The sequence below is a fragment of the Thermoanaerobaculia bacterium genome, from assembly GCA_018057705.1.
Lineage (GTDB): Bacteria > Acidobacteriota > Thermoanaerobaculia > Multivoradales > JAGPDF01 > JAGPDF01.
This window is the reverse complement of the sequence record JAGPDF010000023.1, coordinates 14345-32631: the sequence shown is the minus strand read 5'-3', so window position 1 is coordinate 32631 and position 18287 is coordinate 14345. Positions and strand designations below refer to the sequence as shown.

General features: G+C 70.2%; 8 protein-coding genes. All 8 read right to left on the bottom strand.

Annotated elements, in window-relative coordinates; all coding sequences use genetic code 11:
• Positions 1-285: 285 nt before the first annotated feature.
• The 8 genes from KBI44_09525 to KBI44_09490 all read right to left on the bottom strand — a co-directional run bounded on the left by KBI44_09525 (position 286) and on the right by KBI44_09490 (position 18252).
• Positions 286-8733 (bottom strand): SBBP repeat-containing protein, encoded by an 8448-nt coding sequence (locus KBI44_09525; protein MBP9144710.1) that lies wholly within the window; start codon positions 8731-8733, stop codon positions 286-288.
• Positions 8734-8849: 116 nt separating this feature from the next.
• Positions 8850-10022, bottom strand: coding sequence for a helix-turn-helix transcriptional regulator (locus tag KBI44_09520; GenBank protein MBP9144709.1), 1173 nt, complete (start codon positions 10020-10022; stop codon positions 8850-8852).
• A 360-nt stretch (positions 10023-10382) separates the two neighbouring features.
• Positions 10383-11681 carry a right-handed parallel beta-helix repeat-containing protein gene (locus KBI44_09515; GenBank protein MBP9144708.1) on the bottom strand — a complete coding sequence of 433 codons (1299 nt, stop codon included), beginning with the start codon at positions 11679-11681 and terminating at the stop codon, positions 10383-10385.
• Between the two features lie 344 nt (positions 11682-12025).
• Entirely contained in the window at positions 12026-13408 is a 1383-nt protein-coding gene (locus KBI44_09510) for a sodium-dependent transporter (GenBank protein ID MBP9144707.1), read from the bottom strand.
• 55 nt (positions 13409-13463) lie between these two features.
• Positions 13464-14669 carry an FAD-dependent oxidoreductase gene (locus KBI44_09505; GenBank protein MBP9144706.1) on the bottom strand — a complete coding sequence of 402 codons (1206 nt, stop codon included), beginning with the start codon at positions 14667-14669 and terminating at the stop codon, positions 13464-13466.
• An 11-nt stretch (positions 14670-14680) separates the two neighbouring features.
• Positions 14681-15217, bottom strand: a complete 537-nt coding sequence (locus KBI44_09500) for a hypothetical protein (protein MBP9144705.1) — start codon at positions 15215-15217, stop codon at positions 14681-14683.
• Positions 15210-17993, bottom strand: coding sequence for a (2Fe-2S)-binding protein (locus KBI44_09495; GenBank protein MBP9144704.1), 2784 nt, complete (start codon positions 17991-17993; stop codon positions 15210-15212). Before KBI44_09495 ends, KBI44_09500 begins: the two co-directional genes overlap by 8 nt.
• Positions 17980-18252: a sarcosine oxidase subunit delta gene (locus tag KBI44_09490; protein ID MBP9144703.1), complete on the bottom strand. Its 273-nt coding sequence runs from the start codon at positions 18250-18252 to the stop codon at positions 17980-17982. Before KBI44_09490 ends, KBI44_09495 begins: the two co-directional genes overlap by 14 nt.
• Between the last annotated feature and the right edge of the window lie 35 nt (positions 18253-18287).

The following is an 18287-nucleotide window of genomic DNA, read 5'->3' as shown; positions in this document are numbered from 1 at the left end:
AACTCTCGCCGACGCCACTGCCGGGAGCGGCTCCCCGCGAAGAAGTCGCATCATGCCGAGCGTGGGTCGTTCGCGAAGAATCCAGCTCTCGATGCGGCTGAACCCCTCGAGAGGCACGTGCTGGGAAGAATGTGCGGTCCTCTTCCTGCACCTCCGACTCGCACGAGCCCTCGTCTGAGCTCCGCGGTCAGTGGGCGCGCGTCGGGAGCGATTTCGCCATCGAGATGGCAGGCGGTGGCGGGTTTTTCGAGGCCGCCACCGGCTGCCATGGCCGGTCCACCCGGCTCAAGGCACCGCCAACGACCAGATGCCGGTGCCGCCGCTTTCGAAACCGTCGGCGAAGAGCAGACCGTCGTCGCCGAAGAAGAGCTCGTCGGCGCGCAGGTCGACGTCGTTGGTGGTGCCGGCCTCGACGATCAGGCGCACGCTCGCCGAGTGCGCGCCGGCCGGGAAGGGTGCGCCGCCGCTCGCCACCGTCACCCAGACCGCGCCGGTGTCGCCGGCGAGCGCGGGCGAGAGGAGCGCGGAAAGAGCGCCGCTCGAGCAGTCGGCGGAACCGAAGTACTGCGCCTCGAGATGAGCCACCGGGGCGCCCGGCAGGGCGCTCGCGGAGCGCAGACGACCCGACAGGCGGCTCCAGCCGTGTGCCGGCAGAGCGACGCACTGCTCGACCCGCCAGGTCTCGCCCGCCCCGGCGGAAGAGGTGACCGCGACCGAGCCCGAGGTCGGCTGTTCGCCGGCGTCATCGAGGTCCGCCGCCACTTCGCCCGGGACGGTCGCCACGACCGTCCAGCCGGCCAGGCCGGCGTCGAAGTTCGGGTTGCCGGCGAGGTCGGTGCCGCGCGCACTGAAGGTCCGCGCGCGGGCGTCGCCACCGGTGCCGTTGCCGTCGCCGTCGAGGGGGTTGCCGGCCGGGTCGAGCAGCGTGCCACAGGCGGCGACGAGGTAGCCGCCGGCGGCGAGCGCCTGGTTTCCACCGGGCGCCAGGTGCGCCGTGCGGGTCGCTGCTGACCAGATGACCGCGAGCGGCAGCGCGACATCGTCGCCCGCGACGGTGCAGCCGGCGCTGTCGACGATGCCGTCCGGGCCGGAGGCCACGAGGAGCCAACCGGCCGGGTGGGTGACGTCGCCGGGGGTGGTGTCGCCGGGTGGGTCGAACATCTCTTCGGCGAAACTGACGTAGACCTGGGTCAATGGCTGATCGACCACCTCGCCCTCGGTGAGTAGGTGGTCCGCCGTGCGGGCGACGCTGTCGAAAGTCTCGACCGTCGGCGGCGCGGTGTCGATCCGGTAGGGCCCGCCGGAGGCCACCGCCCCACTGTTCCCCGCGAGGTCGACCGCGCAAACGTGGGCGTACCAGGTGCCGTCCGCGAGGCTCCCGGAGATCACCGTGAGCCCTGGAGTCGTCGCAGCCAGAGTCGCGCAGTCGGGCGCGCTGGCGAGCGCGGTGAAATCGTAGCGGTAGAAGGCGACGCCCGAGAGAGCGTCGCTGGCGGCGCCCCAGGCAATCGCGACCGTTGGGTCGGAGTGCGGCTCGCCGTCACCGTGCGAGGCCGAGGTCAGGGTGCCCGGCGCGCTCGGAGTGCCGGTGTCGATCCAGTAGGGACCGGCGTGCACTGCGGCCGAGCAGTTGCCGGCGGAATCGCAGGCCCGCACGTGGAGGTACCAGTCCGCGCTGTCGGGCGAGGCCGTGCCGGTGAAGGTCGTTCCCGCCTGCTCGGGCGTGGAATCCGGCACCGTCGCGGCAGCCTGATCGAAGGCGATCGAGTAGCCCGCAACGCCGTTGGGGTCGATCGCACCCGAGAAGGCGAAATCGACGTCGACGTCGCTCGACCAGGTCGCGAGGGCATGGCTCGTCGAAGCGACCGCGAGGCCGGTGGGCCCGGAGGTGTCGATCGTGTAGGGACCGCCCGTCGTGACGGGGCTCTCGTTGCCCGCCCCGTCGACCGCGCAGACGCTCAGATACCAGTCCCCCTCGCCCAACACCGGCGAGCTCGCCGAAGTCCCGGCCGAATTTCCGGTCAGGGCCGGGCAGGCCGGCGGCACGGCGCCGCTCCAGAAGTCGAAGCGATAGCCGGCGATCGGCGCCCCGTCCCCGACACTCGATGGGCCCCACTCGACGTCGATCGTCGGGTCGTTCGTCGCGCCCCCGTCGTGCGACGTTGAGACCACCGCCCCGGGCGCCGGAGGTGCCGTGGTGTCGATCCAGAAGGGACCGAACGAGACCGACCCGCCGCAGTTGCCGGCGTCGTCGATCGCGCGGACATGCAGCCGCCAGCCGCTGCCGTCGGGAGAGGCCGTGCCGGTGAAGCTCTGGCCCGCCTGGGTGACGGCGCACGCCGGCACCGTCCCGGCTGCGGTGTCGAAGACGACCGCGTAACCCGCGACGCCGTTGGCATCCGTCGCACCGCTGAAAGCGAACTCGATCGAGGCATCGCTCGACCAGGTCGACGCCGTGTGGCTCGACGAAGAGACCACCAGACCGGTCGGTGCCGTCGTGTCCACGAGATAGGGACCGCCCGCCGCCACCGCGCCCAGATTCCCCGCCCCGTCCACCGCGCAGACGTGCGCGTACCAGATGCCGTCGGCGAGGCTCCCCGAGCTGCCCGCGAGGGTGGCGGTCGTCGTGCCCAGGTCGCCGCACGCCGGCGGTGTCGCCGTCGGCGCGAAGCCGTAGCGATAGACCGCCACGCCGGAGAGACCGTCGCTCGCCGCCCCCCACGAGATGTCGACCGTCGGGTTGGACTTCGGCAGCCCGTCACCATGCGAGAGCGAGCTCACCACTCCGGTCGCCGACGGTGGCGTGGTGTCGATCCAGAACGGCCCGGCGTGCACCGTCGCCGTGCAGTTGCCCGCCACGTCGCACGTCCGCAGGTGGAAGTACCAGTCGTTGCCGTCGGCGAGCTCCGCGCTCATGGTCGTGTGCGGGTCGGCGGTGTGCGGCACATCCACCACCGCGTCCGGCGCCGAGAACGCGGAGTGGTTCCACTCGAACGAGTAGCCGGCAAGGCCGGACCCGTGGGGATCGTCGGCGGCGCCCGACCACTCGACGAAGACGGTCGTGTCGTTCGTCCAGGTACTGGCCATGGGCGAGGTCGAGAGGAGCGGAGGGTCGCTGGGCGGTAGCTCGTCGAGCCCGAACCGCTGGATGCGGTGGTTGAGGTGGTCGGCCACGAAGAGGTGGCCGGAGGAGAACGCAACGTTCAGCGGATCGAGGAACTGGCCGTCGCCGCTGCCGGAGCTCCCCCAGGCACAGAGCGGGAAGCCCTCCAGGGTGAAGGCCTGGATGCGTCGATTGGCCACTTCGGAGACATAGACGACGCCCGCCGGCGAGATCGTGATGCCCGCCGGCGCGTTCAACTGCCCGGCGCCTGCGCCAAGGCTTCCCCACTTCCCGACGAAGGCCCCCGCGGAGGTGAAGCGCTGGATGGTGTGGCCGTTGACGTCGGTCACGAAGACGTCGCCGCCGGGTGCGGTAGCGACGCCCCAGGCCCGCAGGAACTGTCCGTTGCCCGTGCCCGCGGAGCCGAATTGGAGGATGAAGATGCCGTCGTGGTCGTACTTGGTCACGACGTTGGCTGTGTCGTTGACGGCGTAGATGTGATCGGTGGCATCGACCGTCAACCCATACGGGCTTCCCGTCGCCCACTGGTCGACCAGCGTGCCGTCGAGCGCGAAGACCTGCACGCTTCCGGCATAGAGGTTCGACACCACGGCGTGGCCGTGGCTGTCCAGGGCAACGCTGACCGGCCCGCCGGCGGTGGACCACTGGCGTACGAAGTTTCCCTGGCCGTCGAAGAGTTGAAGCCGGCCGTTGTCGAAGTCGGCCACCACGACCTCGCCACTCGGCCCGGCAGCGACACCGAACGGCCGGCGGAACTGGCCGGCTCCCGTGCCGAAGCTCCCCCACTTGCGCTCGAACGGCAGGGCGCAGGTCGTCGGCAGCGTCGTGGTGGTGATCTGAAAAGGACCGGCGCTGGCGACCGCGCCCCAGTTGCCCGCGTTGTCGCGGGCGCAGACGTGGAAGTACCAGGTTCCGGCGGCGAGCTGCCCGCTCGAGGCGCCCGCCGTACCCTCTTCGCCGTCTTTCGCGGTCTCGCAGCTCCAGGCCGGGCTCGCCGTGAAGGCCCAGGAGAAGCCGTCGATCCCCGAGCCGCCGTCGACCGGCGAGGTCCAGGAGACATCGATCGTGTCCGTCTCGGACGGCATGCCCGCGGCATGGCTCGAACTGATCACCCCGGCCGGCGCCGCTGGCGCCGCCGTGTCGATCCAGAACGGCCCGGCGTGCACGGTCGCGGTGCAGTTGCCCGCGACGTCGCAGGTGCGCAGATGGAAGTACCAGTCGTTGCCGTCGGCGAGCGGAGCGCTCGTCGTCGCGTGCGGATCGGCGGTGTGAGGCAGATCGACCGTGGCGTCGGGCGTCGCCTCGGCCGTGTGATCCCACGTGAAGGAGTACCCGGCGAGCCCGGTCCCCCCGGCGTTATCGGCGGCACCCGACCACTCGACGCGGACGGTCTCGTCGCTCGTCCAGACACCGGCCGGCGGCGCAATCGCGCCCAGGGTCGGGTCGGTCGGTGCCGTCGAATCGCCCGCGTCGCAGGCATCGCCGAGGCCGTCGCCGTCCGTGTCCTGTTGCGTCGGGTTGGCATGCCACGGACAGTTGTCCGTGCCGTTCGGACTGCCGTCGCCATCGCGGTCGGGGTCGAGGTGATCCGCCGTGCTGTCCCCGTCGAGGTCCCACATCCTGGCGATCTCGCTCGCCGTAAGCGCCTGCTGAAACAGACAGACGTCGTCGAGATCGCCCGCGAAGTGCTCCTCCGCCTGGCCGTCGTAGCGACCGATCGCCACGTTGTTGGCGTTCGACAGGTCGAACGCCGACGAATCCACCGCAGCCAGACTCCCGGCGGCGCCGTCGAAGTAGATCCTCCCCCCCAGGTCGCGGTCGACGACACCAACCACCAGGTGCCAGGCGCCGTCGTCGACGCCTGCCCCGCCGTAGGCCGCGATCAGCGGGTTGCCGCCCTCGGAGACTTCCAACAGGACCGTGCTCCCCGCAGTGCGCAGCATGTACCCGGTCGTCCACCAAAAACTCCCCTTCGACCAGATCCGCATAGCACTCGCCGTCGAGGTCCGCACCCAGGCCACGACGGAGAAGTCGCCGTTGCCGACATCGAGGGCGTCGTCGTCACCCACGGCGACGAAGTCGTCGACCCCGTCGAGCTCGAAGGCGCTCGCCGCGCTTCCGAAGCGGTCGGTCGCCGGCAGGAGCCCACCGAACGCTGTGCCGTGGTTGCCGAAACCGCTGGCGTCATGGGCACTGCCCGAGAACGGGTAGGAGGCGCGGAGCGCCGTGCCGATACCCGCACAGCCATTCGGCGGCGGCAGCGCCGTGTAGACGAAGTAGGGGCCCGCAGTCGCCACTGGCCCCCAGTTGCCGGCCTGGTCACGCGCGCAGACGTGGAAGTACCAGCTGCCGGCGGCCAGCGCTCCGCTCGCGGCGGTCGTGGTGCCCTCCTCCGCCTCCTTGGTCGTCTCGCAGACCCAGGTCGCGCTGCCATCGAAAGCCCACGAGTAGCCGTCGAGCCCCGAGCCGCTGCCATCGACCGGCTCGATCCAGAAGGCCTCGATCACGTTCGCGTGGGAGGGCGTCCCCACCACGTGGGAGCTGCTGCCGAGACCCGAGGCCACCGGCGGCGCCACGGTATCGACCATGAACGGCCCGGCGTGGACGGTCGAGGTGCAGTTGCCCGCGACGTCGCAGGTGCGCAGGTGGAAGTACCAGTCGTTGCCGTTAGCGAGCGGCGCGCTTGTCGTCGAGTGCGGGTCGACGGAATGCGGGGTGTCGACCACAGCGTCCGGCGTCGAGACAGCGGAGTGGTTCCACTCCACCGAGTAGCCAGCGAGACCGGAGCCACCGGCGTCGGCTGCGCCCGACCACGCCACCTGGACGGTGTTGTCGTTCGACCAGCTGCTCGCGGCCGGCGAGGTCGAATCGATCGCCGGATCGCTGGGGGCGTTGGATTCGGCTGCGACGTACTTCGCGACGACGTAGTCCTGGCCCAGCCCGTCGGAGGTCCCGGCGACGACGATCGCACCGTTCGGACCCACACCTATCGCGGTTCCGTAGTCCTGACCGCCGTTGTCGATTGTCCCGGTCCACTGCTGCGTCCCGGCGCTGTCATAGCGGACGGTCACCATGTCCTGATTCGAGCCGTTGTGCGACCGGCCGACAACGTAGACACTGCCGAGCCCGTCCAGGGCGATCGAGAAGGCCGTGTCGTCCTGGCTGCCGGCCGCCGGATTGTCGAACATCTGCGCCCACTCGAGGGTGCCCGAGGCGTCGTACTCCAGGGTCAGGTAGTCGAAGAGACCTGTCCCGACGTTTCCAGAGAAGCCGGTCACATAGAGGTTGCCGCTGGCATCGAGGGCGTGGGAATAGGTCATGTCGTGCTGCACCGCGGCCGCCGGGTTCTCCCAAGTCCGGGCCCACTGTTGCACGCCCGAGGAGTTGTACTTGACCGTCAGCGCATCGCCGGTCGAACCGTCGATCTGCACGTAACCGGTGACGTAGACATTGCCCCCCGAGTCGGCGGAGACCGCGTAGCCGACGTCGTAGTTGAAAGCGCCGGCGAACGGCGCCGCCCACTGCTGCACGCCGGCGGAGTTGTACTTCACCGTCAGCACATCCCAGCCCGTAACCGCTCGCAACGCCTGCCCCGTCACGTAGACGTTGCCGGACGCGTCGACGTGGAGGGCGTATGGGTACTCGTCGTTGCTTCCCGAACCGTTGTACGAAGTCGCCCACTGTTGGACGCCCGACGCGTTGTACTTGACCGTCAGGTAGTCGTAACCCGTCGCACTGACCGACTGACCGGTGACATAGACGTCACCGCCAGCGCCGACGGCGATCGCCGAGGGCGTGTCATGCGAGTTGACGGCGCCGTTGAAAGGGGTGGCCCATTGCTGGGCTCCGGCTGCGTCGTACTTCACCGTCATGTAGTCCCAGTTCGCGCCGTTGAAGGACTGGCCCGTGACGAACGTGTTGCCGTCCCCATCCACCGCGACGGCGACGGCCTGGTCGTGCTGGAAGCCGGCGGCCGGATTCTCGAAAGCCGCAGCCCACAACTGCGCGCCGTTCGGACCGTAGCTCACGGTCATGAAGTCATTGAAGTTGGAAGCATCGTTGGCGAGCCCGGTCACCGCGACCCGACCGGTCGAGTCGACCGCGACACCACCCCGGGCGAACTGATTCGTCTCGCTTGCTACCTTGTCGGTCGTCGCCCCGCTCGGCGGCTCGATCGCCGTCCACAGTTCGGTCCCGGCGGGGTCGTACTTGACGATGCGGGCATCCGGGGTGCTGCCGGAGGAGATCCCTCCGGTCAGCACGTTTCCGGCGCCGTCCACACCGACTGCGTACCCGACTTCGTACTGGGCTCCTGCGAGGGGGCTGTCGAAGGCCCGCACCCATTGCTCGACGCCGGCCGCGTCGTACTTGGCGGTCAGATAGTCATAGCGGGAGGTGGTCGCGTCTCTCGTCTCGCCTGCTAAGTAGACGTGGCCGAGGCCGTCGAACGCGATTGCGTACGCCCAGTCCTGTTGGACACCCGGCTCCGGGTTCTCTGACGTCGCTGCCCACTGCTGGAGCCCCGCGGGGTCGTACTTGACCGTCAAGAGGTCCCATCCCGACGATCCGCCGGTTCCCGCGCCCGTCACCACGACGTCGCCGCCCGCGTTCACCGCGACGGCATAGGCCTCGCCCACGGACACCCCGGCGTACGGAGTCGCCCACTGCTGCGCGCCGGCGGGGTCGTACTTCACGACCATGAACTGGGAGTTCGACCCGCCGACCACGTACGCGTTGCCCGAAGCATCGACCGCCAGGCCGTAGGCCCAGTCCTCCTGCGAGCCGGGTGCCGGGTTGTCGAAGGGAACCGCCCACAGCAGCGAGCCGGCGGTGCTCCACCTCACCGTCATGAAATCCCACGCGCCGCTGACCGCGTCGCGGCTCCAGCCGGTCACGTAGGGGCTCCCGCTTCCGTCGACTGCCAGGCCGAAGAGCCGCTCCTCGCCGTGGGTCGCTCCATCGAGCGTCGCGGACCACTGCTGGACGCCGCTCGGGTCGTATTTCACGACGAGGTAGTCGGTGGAGTTGCCGCTCCGTTCCCCCGCCACGAGGACGTTGCCGGCCGCGTCCACGGCGATCGCACGCCCCAACTCCTCGGGATTCCCGACGCCGTTGTGGAGCACGGCCCACTGCTGGAGACCCAGGCTGTTCAACTTCACGGTGAGCAGATCGGTTCCGCCGGGGTTTCCAGACGAGTATCCGGTCACGTAGACGTTCCCGAACGGGTCCAGGGCGAGAGCCGTTGGCCAGTCGTGCTGGGTACCCGCGCTGGGGCTGTCGATCAAGACGGACCAGAGCACGGCGCCATCCGGCCCGTACTTGGCCACCAGGAAGTTCCAGGCCGCGCCGTCATGGGCCGCATCCGCCACATAGGTGTTCCCGGCCGGATCGACCACGAGCGACTGCTCGCTGCGCCGGTAGTCGCCGGTGTCTCCAAGATAGGCATCACGATCGACCCCGCGATTGAACCTCGCTCGCCAGGCCTCCGTTTGCGCGTCGGTCGGCCCGGCGAAGGCGAAGGAAGCGAGGCCGCCCAACAGAAGAGCCTGGAGGCGTCGCAGCCAGGAGTGCGAAGAGGCCGAGGTCTCGGCGGGGCGGCTCACGTTCATCGGGCTCCTCCGGAGGGATCGCCTGGCGCTGAGCAGACCGCGAGGCGATCGGTAGAACGATCAGATTGCAACCCTGCATTCTGAGAACGGCCACAGGATCGTGCACCGGCTCGAGCTCAGATCGCATCCCCCGTTCGGGGGGAGGGGCGGAGACTCGTGCAGGTTCCCGGACCGGTGAGCAGGCGGCGGACGAGCTCGGCTTGGCGGCGGGTGTCGGTCTTGGCGAAGATGCTGTGCAGCGTCGATTTCGCCGTCTCGCGGGTGATGCCGAGCTGCGCGGCGGCTTCGGGGAGGCCGACGCCTTCGGCGAGCAGGCTCGCCAGACGCGCTTCGGCCGGAGTGAGGCCGTAGAGCTGGCGGAGCGCTTCGTGCGGCAGCTCGAGGCGGCGCTCCGGGTCGACCAGGAAGACCGTGGCCACGGCGCGGCCGGGCGCGACCGTGGCGAGCTCCGGGGTCACAGGCGTCACCAGGAGCTCGAGCGGTCGCCGCAGCGAGGGACGGCGGACCGCGAGATAGCCGCCCGCGGCTCTCGGACCGCCCGCGGCCGGGTGTGCCGCGCCGGCGACCAGCGCGCGCAGCACGGCGGAGTCGGCGGGATGCGCCGCCTGAAGTCCGGCGCGATCGAGAAGCAGGCCGTCGCCCGCCGCGAGTACCTCCTCGGCGTAGGTGTTGGCGAACTTCACCGCCAGCCGCGCGTCGAGGAGCAGAACGCCCCGCGGCAGCCGGTCGAGCGCGTCGGTGAGCGCCTGCCGGGCCACTGCCGCCGCGCCGAGCTCGTGGCCGATGCGCGCCGCGCGGGCAAGATGCGGCGCCAACGCGACAAAGCGTCGGCGGTCCCTCTCGCGGAAGCCGGGCGGCCGCAGTGAGCGCTGTGCCGACGCGGCGACGAAGATCTCGCGGTCAGCGTGGACGATGCCGCCGAGCGTGGCACCGAGCTCGAGCGGACGCAGGAAGTCGTTGTAGATCGCGGTGCGGCGAAAGGCCGCGACGCCGAGGTGCTCCTCGGGGATCAGGATCTCGCCGACCGGCCGGCTCAACCCGACGCCGACCCGCGGGTCGAAGCGCACCCAATGGCGCGCGTACTCGGTGAGCGCCGACTCGTCGAGGCCGCCGGTGGCGGCGAAAAGGACCTCGCCCGAGCCGGTCGCCTGCACCTGAAGGACCGCCCCCGGGGCGCCGACCGAGCATGCGAGGTCGCGCAGCACCGCCGGCCAGCGTTGCGGTTCGAGCGCCGCGGCATAGATCCCTTCGACCAGGTCCCCGGAGGGACGCTGCTCTCCTCCCCGCATCTCCCTCCCTACCCTCCGCCCACACGAGGAACGAGACCGGGTCGCGGAGACGCGACGCACGATGGCACTACGGGTCCCAATTCTCTCGACTGCAGCGTGGAAACGACGGCATCCTGATGCGAGCCCGAAAGAGATTCGTATGACACGTGTCATACCGAGCTCGAAGAGAGTGGAGAGGCGCTCGCCGGCACGCTCTCGGCTGTCCGCCCCGCCCGCGACTCCCACCGAGCCAATCGTCAGGCTCGAGCCCGTCGAGCGGAGGCGCCTCCCCCACGGCGAAAATCGCGACGACACAACCGCAACTCCGGCCCCGGCACCCCGAGGCCCAGAGGCCCAGAGGCACGCCGACTATGGGGCGCCTCAGGGCACCGTCGCCGACCAGAACGCGGTGCTGCCGATCTCGAAGCCGTCGAGGAAGATCACGATGATCGCCTCGACGGCACCGACCTCGAGCACGGGCGTGCCATCACCATCGCTGTCGAACGGCCGCAGCGCCTGGCTCCATTGATCCGCCGGAGCGCAGACGAACGGGTGGCCACCCTCGAGGGCGGCGGAATAGCTGTTCGGGACGCGGGCGGGAAACTTGTCTGGAGGTGCCCACAGGGGGTAGAGGCTCCAGTCGCCGTCGACGTCATTGATCCCGACGCATGCGGTGCCATCGAAGAAGACGTTCATCCCGTTGCTCGAGTAGGTGACGTTCCCCCCCGTCAACGTGCAGTATCCGACGACGGAACAGCCGAGCGACAGGCTCGCTCCCGGGAGCGCGGAGCCGTCGACCGTCATTCGGCCGATCGTCGAGGAGACGATGGTCAGATCGCTGCTCGCTCCATTGATGGAGGTCGTGGGTGCCCCGTTGTCGACGACCGACGAGCTCTCGATCGAGAGCGCGCTGCTCCAGACGTCGATTCCGCCCGCCGAGCCGGAGTCGGTGTACTGGTTGTCGTGCACGCTCGAGCGCCGCACGGTGACGGTCGCCTGCTCATCGGCGGCAATCGCCGGACCACGCGCGAACCAGGTCGGTGGATTCGCGAACACATAGTCGTGAGCGAGCTCGGTGTCCTCGATCATCACGCTGCCACCGACCGTTCCAATGGCGCCCCCGTGGTGCGCGGCGCACCATTGGATGCGAGAGCGGCGGATCGCCAGGCCTCCACCGGTGCGAACGTAGATCCCGCCGCCGACGCCCGCGACCCACCCGCCGGAAAGCGTCACGTCGCCGAGATCCAGGCCCGAGAATCCCTGAATGTCGAAGATGCGGTCGCCGAAGGACTGCATCTCGACCGACGTGAAGGCCCAGCCTGTTCCGAGCAGCGTGATCGCGCTGGTGATGTCGAGGTCGCCGCTCGCCGCGAAATCCTCGCCCGCCCCGGCCAGAGTGAGCGAGTAGGTCCCCGGAGGGAGGTAGATGCCGTCCGCACCGGAGAGGGCGTTGGCTTCCTGAACGGCGGCGCGCAGCGAACACCCGCCACCGTTCAGGGCGCTGCACAGGCCGTCACCGGGCGCGCTGTCCTGTTGGTCGTCCGCCCGTGTGACGGTGAAAGTGACGGCGGCGGCACCGTCGGGTTCGAGACCCGCCAGGCCGACGAGCAACCCCGTCGCGACCGCCAGAAAGGATCGAGCGGCGACCTGCACGACGCCAAAGCGCTGAAGTTCGCTCATCGAGTCTCCGTTGCGGGCAGGAACCCGTTCGAATCGAGCCTGAAGAACGGATCCCGCGGCCCAGAAGCAGCCGAATGGTAGCCGGGTGTTTTCTCACGTTTATCAGACTGAGGAAACTGCCGATATGACCGCCGTCATACGGAGAGAGCGTCCGCCCCCGGCCGGCAGACCGGCGTTTGCGGACCAGTCCCGATGGTCGCGTCGTAAGCGACAACCTGGCCGGCTGCAGTTGTCGGCCGCTGCGAGATGCTGGCGCGCGGCGCCCGCGCGATCCCGGGCACCAAGGGGCCACCGGTCATCTAGAGGCCGCCTTCTGCCGCCGTGGCTGAAGCGCCCGGCTGAGCTCAGAGCAACGCGGAGACGAATACCGCGGCGATGGCCAGCGGACAGAGGTAGCGCAGGAGCCAGACGCACAGCCGGCGCGCCAAAGGCGTCGTCTCGGAGAGTTCCTGGTCGACGATCCTGCGATCGAGACGCCAGCCGACCAGCGCACAGACCAGCAGCGCCCCGACCGGCAGCAGGATGTTCGAGGTCACGTAGTCGAGGCAATCGAAGAACGTCATGCCGGCGAAGGCCGGAAAGAAGCCGAGTGGGTGCCAGCCCGACCAGAGATTGAACGACAGCACCGACCCCAGTCCCAACACCCAGGCCGCCGCGGCGGTCAGCACTACGGCCCGCGGCCGCGAAGCGCCGCGATGCTGCTCGAGCCAGGCGACCACCGGCTCGACGCCGGCGATCGACGGGGTCAGTGCGGCGAGGACGAGCAGCAGGAAGAAGAGCGTGCCGACCAGGCGCCCGCCCGGCATCTCGGCGAAGACCGTCGCCAGGACATCGAAGACCAGCTCCGAGCCCTGCGCCGGATCCATGCCGTAGCGGAAGACCAGCGGGAAGATCGTCAGCGTTGCGAGCAGTGAAACCAGCAGGATCGAGCCGGTGATGAAGAGCGCCGGGCGCACCAGCGAGGTGCCGCGCACCATGTAGGAGCCGTAGGCGAGCATCATCGCCATGCCGACACCGGTGGCGTAGAACGCCTGTCCGATCGCCGCCAGCAGGACCTCCGGCGTGAGGGCGGCGAAGTTGGGCGCGAAGGCGAAACGGAGTCCGTCGCGGACGGCCTGCGGATCGCCGGTCGAAAGCGCGTACGTCGCGAGGACGAGCAGCAGCACCAGCAGCGCGGGCGCCCGTACGCGGTTCGCCCTCTCGATGCCCCGGCTCACCCCGCGCGCCGAAATGACGGCAACGAGCGCCAGGAAGGCGAAGTGCCAGGCGCCGACTTCGAGCGGGCTCGCCAGAAATCCACGCCAGAGCCCCGCGACCTCGGGCCGGTGGAGCCCCGCGAGAGCGCCCGTCGCGACTTTGAAGGTATAGGCGAGCACCCAGCCGGCGATCACCGTGTAGTACGAGATGATCGTGAATGCGGCGATCGTACCGAGCACGCCGATCGCATTCCAGCGCCGGGAGAGCCCGGACTCTGAGGCTACCGCGCCGGCGGCATCCGGCGGGCTCTGGCGCGCGCGCCGGCCGAGGGCAAACTCGGCGACCAGCAGCGGCGTCGCGATCCCCAGACAGGCGAGCACGAAGACGAAGATGAAGGCGCTGCCACCGCTCGTCCCGACGAGATAGGGAAGTCTCCAGATGCTGCCCAGGCCGACGGCGGCACCGATCGTCGCGAGGTAGGTGGCGATCCGCGACGACCAGATCGGTGTCGAGACCTTGCCGGTGGACATCGGTTCTCTCCCCCCTGGCGCAGTCGATCCGCCCGATACGGTCAATGGATGCCGCTCAATGGGTACCGGCAGAGGCCCTCTCGGGCACCGCCCGATCCCGCCGGAAGCGGTCGAGGGCGAACGGCGCGATGACCTCCGGCACACGGCCGGTCGCGATCAGCGCCGCCATGTTCTTGCCCGACACCGGGATCGCCTTGAAGCCCCAGGTCCCCCAGCCCGAAGAGAGAAAGAACCGCTCGACCGGCGTCGTGCCCAGAAGCGGCGAATAGTCCGGCGTCATATCGCAGACCCCCGACCACTGGCGCAGCAGCCGGAGCTTCGCCATGAACGGGAAGAGATCGATCGCCCGCGCAGCGCAGGAGGAGATGAACGGGAACGTCGAACGCGTCGAATAGCTCGTGTACGGATCGATTTCGGCGCCGACGAGGAGCTCGCCGCGGGCGCTCTGCGAGACGTAGATGTGGAGGTCGGCGGAGGCGACGATCCGGTCGAGGACCGGCTTGTACGACTGGGTCACGAACGCCTGCAGCGGATGGGTGACGATCGGGAGAGCGAGTCCCGCCATGTCGGCGATGCGGGTGACGTAGCCACCCACCGCGCAGAGAACGGCGCCCGCCGCGATCTCGCCACGGTTCGTGCGCACGCCCGTGCAGCGGCCGTTCGCCAGCGCGAGGCCGGTGACCTCGACCCCCTGATGCACCTGCACCCCGAGGCGCTCGGCCGCCGCGGCATAGCCCCAGACGACGCCGTCGTGGCGGATGATCGAGCCCGGCGGATGGTAGGCCGCGCCGAGAATCGGCCGCGTGCCGCCGCAGGTCATGTCGAGCTCCCGGCAGGCTTCTGCGACCTCGGCGGCGCCCAGATAGACGGTGTCGACGCCGTAGACCTGGTTCTGGAGGGCACGCTCCCGCTGGCTGTTCACCTGCGCCTCGGAGTGCGCGAGCCACAGTAGCCCGCGCTCCGAGCGCAGAAGATTGAAGTCGAGCTCCTCGGCGAGCGTCCGATAGAGATCGAAGCTCGCCTGGTAGAAGCGGATCGTCTCCGGCGTCTTGTAGTTGGCGCGCAGCACGGTGGTGTTTCTTCCCGTGCCGCCCGAGCCGATGTAGGCGCGCTCGAGGACGGCGACCCGGCGCACGCCGTGGTCGCGCGCCAGATAGTAGGCGGTCGCCAGACCGTGGCCGCCGCCGCCGATGACGACGACGTCGTAGGCCGCTGCGAGCTCGTGCTCGGGAAGGTAGATGGCGGGCGCCGAGGGGGACATGGCCGGCGCTCTCAGGTGGGAAATCCGGAGGATGGCCCCGTCGGACTCCCGGCGGCGACCTCGAAGATCGGCGCGAACGGCGACTCGCTCGTCGCCAGACGGAACGGCCGCGCGGCACAGACGTCGCGCAGCCGGCCTTCGACATGGTCCCGGAGCGCGAACGGCACCAGGATGTGAACGACACCCGGCAGGAGAAGGAGCTTCGCGGCACCGCCGGCGACCGCTCCCTGGAGGAACGCCGGACGGCGTTCCCGGATCGGAAACTGCGCCAGCTGCGCGAGCGCACTCATCCCGCCGTCGCCCGCCAGGCTGAAGATCGTCCAGCCGTCGCTCTGGTCGGCGACCAGCGCGCCGGGCTCGACGACCGCGAGGTGCGCCGAGGCCCGCTGCAAGAGCTCTGCCGCCCTCGCCGGTGCCGCGAGCAGCAGCAGCTCGTCCGGCGCCACCCGGCAGGCATGCACATCCGCCGGGATCCTCAGCGCGTCGAGCGCCGCCGCGCCGGCGTGGCACTCGACGATCGCGGCGTGGAAGCGGCCGATCTCAAGCACGCAGGCGCTCCCCGTGCGGGTCGTAGAACGGCGCCCGTGTCACCAGCCCCTGGAGCTCGCCGCGGGTGTCGCGCGCCGTAATCGCCAGCGGCGCGGAGCCCTCCGGATGGCGCACCCACCCGAGCGCCACGCCCTTGCCGAGGATCGGCGAGAAGCGCGACGAAGTGAGGTGGCCGACATGCGCACCGCCGACGAAGAGCTGCGCCCCCTCCTCCGGCGCGCGCTCGCCCTCGAAGAGCATCGGCAGGAGCGAGCGCTCGCGTGGAATCCGCCCGAGGCGCTCGAGCGCGGTGCGGCCGACGAACTCGGGCTTCTCCATCTTGACCGCCCAGGAGGCGCCGACCTTGGCCGGCGTGCTGTCGAAGTCGGTGTCGAGACCGACGATGAAATGCCCCTTCTCGAGACGCAGGAGCTTCAGCGCGTCGAGACCGTGCGGCCGGAGTCCCAAGTCCGCGCCGGCAGATGAGAGCGCGTCCCAGAGCTCCGGACTGCGCCGCGTCGGATGATGGAACTCGATCGAGAGCTCGCCGACGAAGCCGACGCGGAGGGCGCGGCAGCGCACTCCGGCGACCTCGAGCTCGCGCACGCCGCCGTAGGGGATCGCGGCGCTGTCGACCGCATCCGGGGTGAGCTTCGCGAGCAGGTCGCGGGTGCGCGGACCGGCCACGTGGATGGCGCTGCGTGACCAGGTCTGATTGACGATATGGACCCGGAGCCCCCAGGCTTCGGCCCACTCGCGCAGCCACGACTCCGCGGCGTCGGCGCCCGACGAGGTGAAGGTCGCATAGTAGCTGCCGTCGCCGAGTGCGCAGACCAGGCCGTCGTCGAAGATGTAGCCGGCCTCGTTGAGCAGCAGCGTGTAGCGGCTGCGACCCGGCGCGAGATCGGCGACGTGGCAGGGGTAGAGCCGCTCGAGGAAGCGCGCGGCATCCGGTCCGGCGACGTGGTACTTGCCGAGCGTCGAGACGTCCATGAGGCTCACGTTCTCGCGCACCGCCCGGTACTCGCCGAGCACGTCGCCGTAGTTCGACGGTCGCTTCCAAGTGCCCGTCCACTCCATGACGGCGCCCAAAGCGCGGTGCCGGGAGTGCAGAGCCGTGTGGTACTCGAGCGGCACGCGCACCCCTGCCGCCAGATCCTCGAGCCGCACCGGACGCGTCGGCGGACGGGCGACGGTGGGCCGGCTCACATCGGCAGCGCCGCTCGCTCCGATCGCTCCGATCGCTCCAGTCACCCCCTGCGACCGGGAGCAGACGAAAGCTCGCAGGTGTGACTGGCAGAGCGCCCCCTGGCAGGCGCCCATGGTCATCGTCGTATAGCGCTTGAGGAGCTCGGTGGAGCGGAAGCCCTCGCGGAAGGCCTCTGCGAGCTCGCCGGCCTCGACGTCTTCGCAGAGGCAGACGAACCCTCGAGCCGCGACAGCGGGAAGCGGGCGCTCGCCCGCGGGAAGCGCGACGGCGATCGTCGCGTCGGGCGAGGCCGCCCGGACTCCGGAGGCCTCCGCCTCGGCCGGTGTGCATCCCGGGAGCACCGCATCTCCTGCGCCCTGCACGGATTCGCCGAGCGCCTGCCGCAACAGGCCGTTTCTGGGCTCGAAGCCGAGGGCGAGGACCACCGCATCGCAAGCGATCGTCCGCCGGCCGGCGGCGGTTTCGACCACGACGGCACGCACGGCACCCCTGCCCAGGGCGGCGACGACCGCTCCGTCGTGCAGGACCTCGACGCCGACGGGCACCCGCGCCGCGAGCGCTCTTGGGGCGACCACGGCGACTACCGTGCAGTCGGAATCCTTGGCGGAATCTCTAGCGGACTCACGGGCGGCGTGGGCGCGCAGGGTATCGAAGTGGTCCATGCCCTCGGCGTGCGTCGCGACCAGAACGATCCGCCGGCCCGGCGACAGTCCGTGGACTCCGGCGAGCCGGGCCGCGCCGCGCGCCAGGAAGACCCCGGGCAGGTCGCTGCCGGGAAAGACCGCATGGCGCTCGACAGCGCCCGTCGCGACGACGATGTGCCCGGGATGAACGAGATGCAGCAAGTCCTTTCCCGCGATCGGCACCAGGGGGCCGGGATAGAGACCGACCGCTGTCGCGCGCTCCAGCACGGTGATCGCGCCGCCGGCGGAAAGCTGCCCGAGGCGCGCGCGCAAGGCGTCGACGCGGGCGCGCAGCGGGCCTGCGACCAATCCCTCGCCGATCGCACCCTCGTCGGCGAGCACCACCCGCTCGCCGCGCTCCGCCGCGGCGCAAGCCGCGGCGAGGCCGGCGAGGCCGCCGCCGACGACGAGCAGATCGGGATGATGGTAGAGACGCTCGCGGCTTGCGACCGAGAGGCCCCGGGTGACCGGACCGAGCCCGGCGATCCGGCGGATGACACGTTCCGCCAGGGGCCAGAGCCAGCGCGGCCGGATCATCGACTTGTAGTAGAAGCCCACCGGCAGGAGGGCCCGAAGGCGCCAGAGGATCGACAGTGCATCGTGCCCGGCGGTCGGCCAGCCGCTCCCCCGCTGCACCGCGCGAACGCCCGCCGCCGGCGCGGTGCAGGTGCGTACCGCGGGCTCGCCGTCCACGGTCATCAGGCAGTTCGGGCAGTCGCCGGTGAGGCAGTAGAGACCGCGCTTGCGGTGGTACTTGAACGACCGCGAGAAGGTGCGGAGGCCGGCGCGATAGAGCGCCGAGGCGACCGTGTCCGCCGCCGCCGCCACGACCTCGCGGCCCTCGAATTCGAATCGCCCCGAGTGCGGGCGACCGCCGGCCGAACGGTCGTCAGCGACGGTCATGAACTTCGTTGGTGAGCGTGTCGCGGACCGCCGTGTGCCAACGCCGGCAGCCGGCGTGATGAAACCACCGCTCGCGCTGGATGCCGCAGCTATTCCTGCGCAGCCAGACGTGCGCGAAGTCGGCCTCGAGGGCGGCGGCGCTCCTCCCGCCGCCGGACTCCACCTGCGGCTCCTCCGCCCGAGCTTCGACCTCGCCACCGAACCAGAATTCGGTATGCGGGCGCGAGCCGCAATTCGGGCAGGTCAGCCTCAAGGCCATTCGTCCATCCCTCGAAAGTGGCGCCAGCATAGTCC

What these genes read in the sequence shown, in the direction of transcription:
- KBI44_09525 (MBP9144710.1), bottom strand. Translation starts at nt 8,733, where the DNA reads ATGAACGTGAGCCGCCCCGCCGAGACCTCGGCCTCTTCGCACTCCTGG.
- KBI44_09520 (MBP9144709.1), bottom strand. Translation starts at nt 10,022, where the DNA reads ATGCGGGGAGGAGAGCAGCGTCCCTCCGGGGACCTGGTCGAAGGGATC.
- KBI44_09515 (MBP9144708.1), bottom strand. Translation starts at nt 11,681, where the DNA reads ATGAGCGAACTTCAGCGCTTTGGCGTCGTGCAGGTCGCCGCTCGATCC.
- KBI44_09510 (MBP9144707.1), bottom strand. Translation starts at nt 13,408, where the DNA reads ATGTCCACCGGCAAGGTCTCGACACCGATCTGGTCGTCGCGGATCGCC.
- KBI44_09505 (MBP9144706.1), bottom strand. Translation starts at nt 14,669, where the DNA reads ATGTCCCCCTCGGCGCCCGCCATCTACCTTCCCGAGCACGAGCTCGCA.
- KBI44_09495 (MBP9144704.1), bottom strand. Translation starts at nt 17,993, where the DNA reads ATGACCGTCGCTGACGACCGTTCGGCCGGCGGTCGCCCGCACTCGGGG.
- KBI44_09490 (MBP9144703.1), bottom strand. Translation starts at nt 18,252, where the DNA reads ATGGCCTTGAGGCTGACCTGCCCGAATTGCGGCTCGCGCCCGCATACC.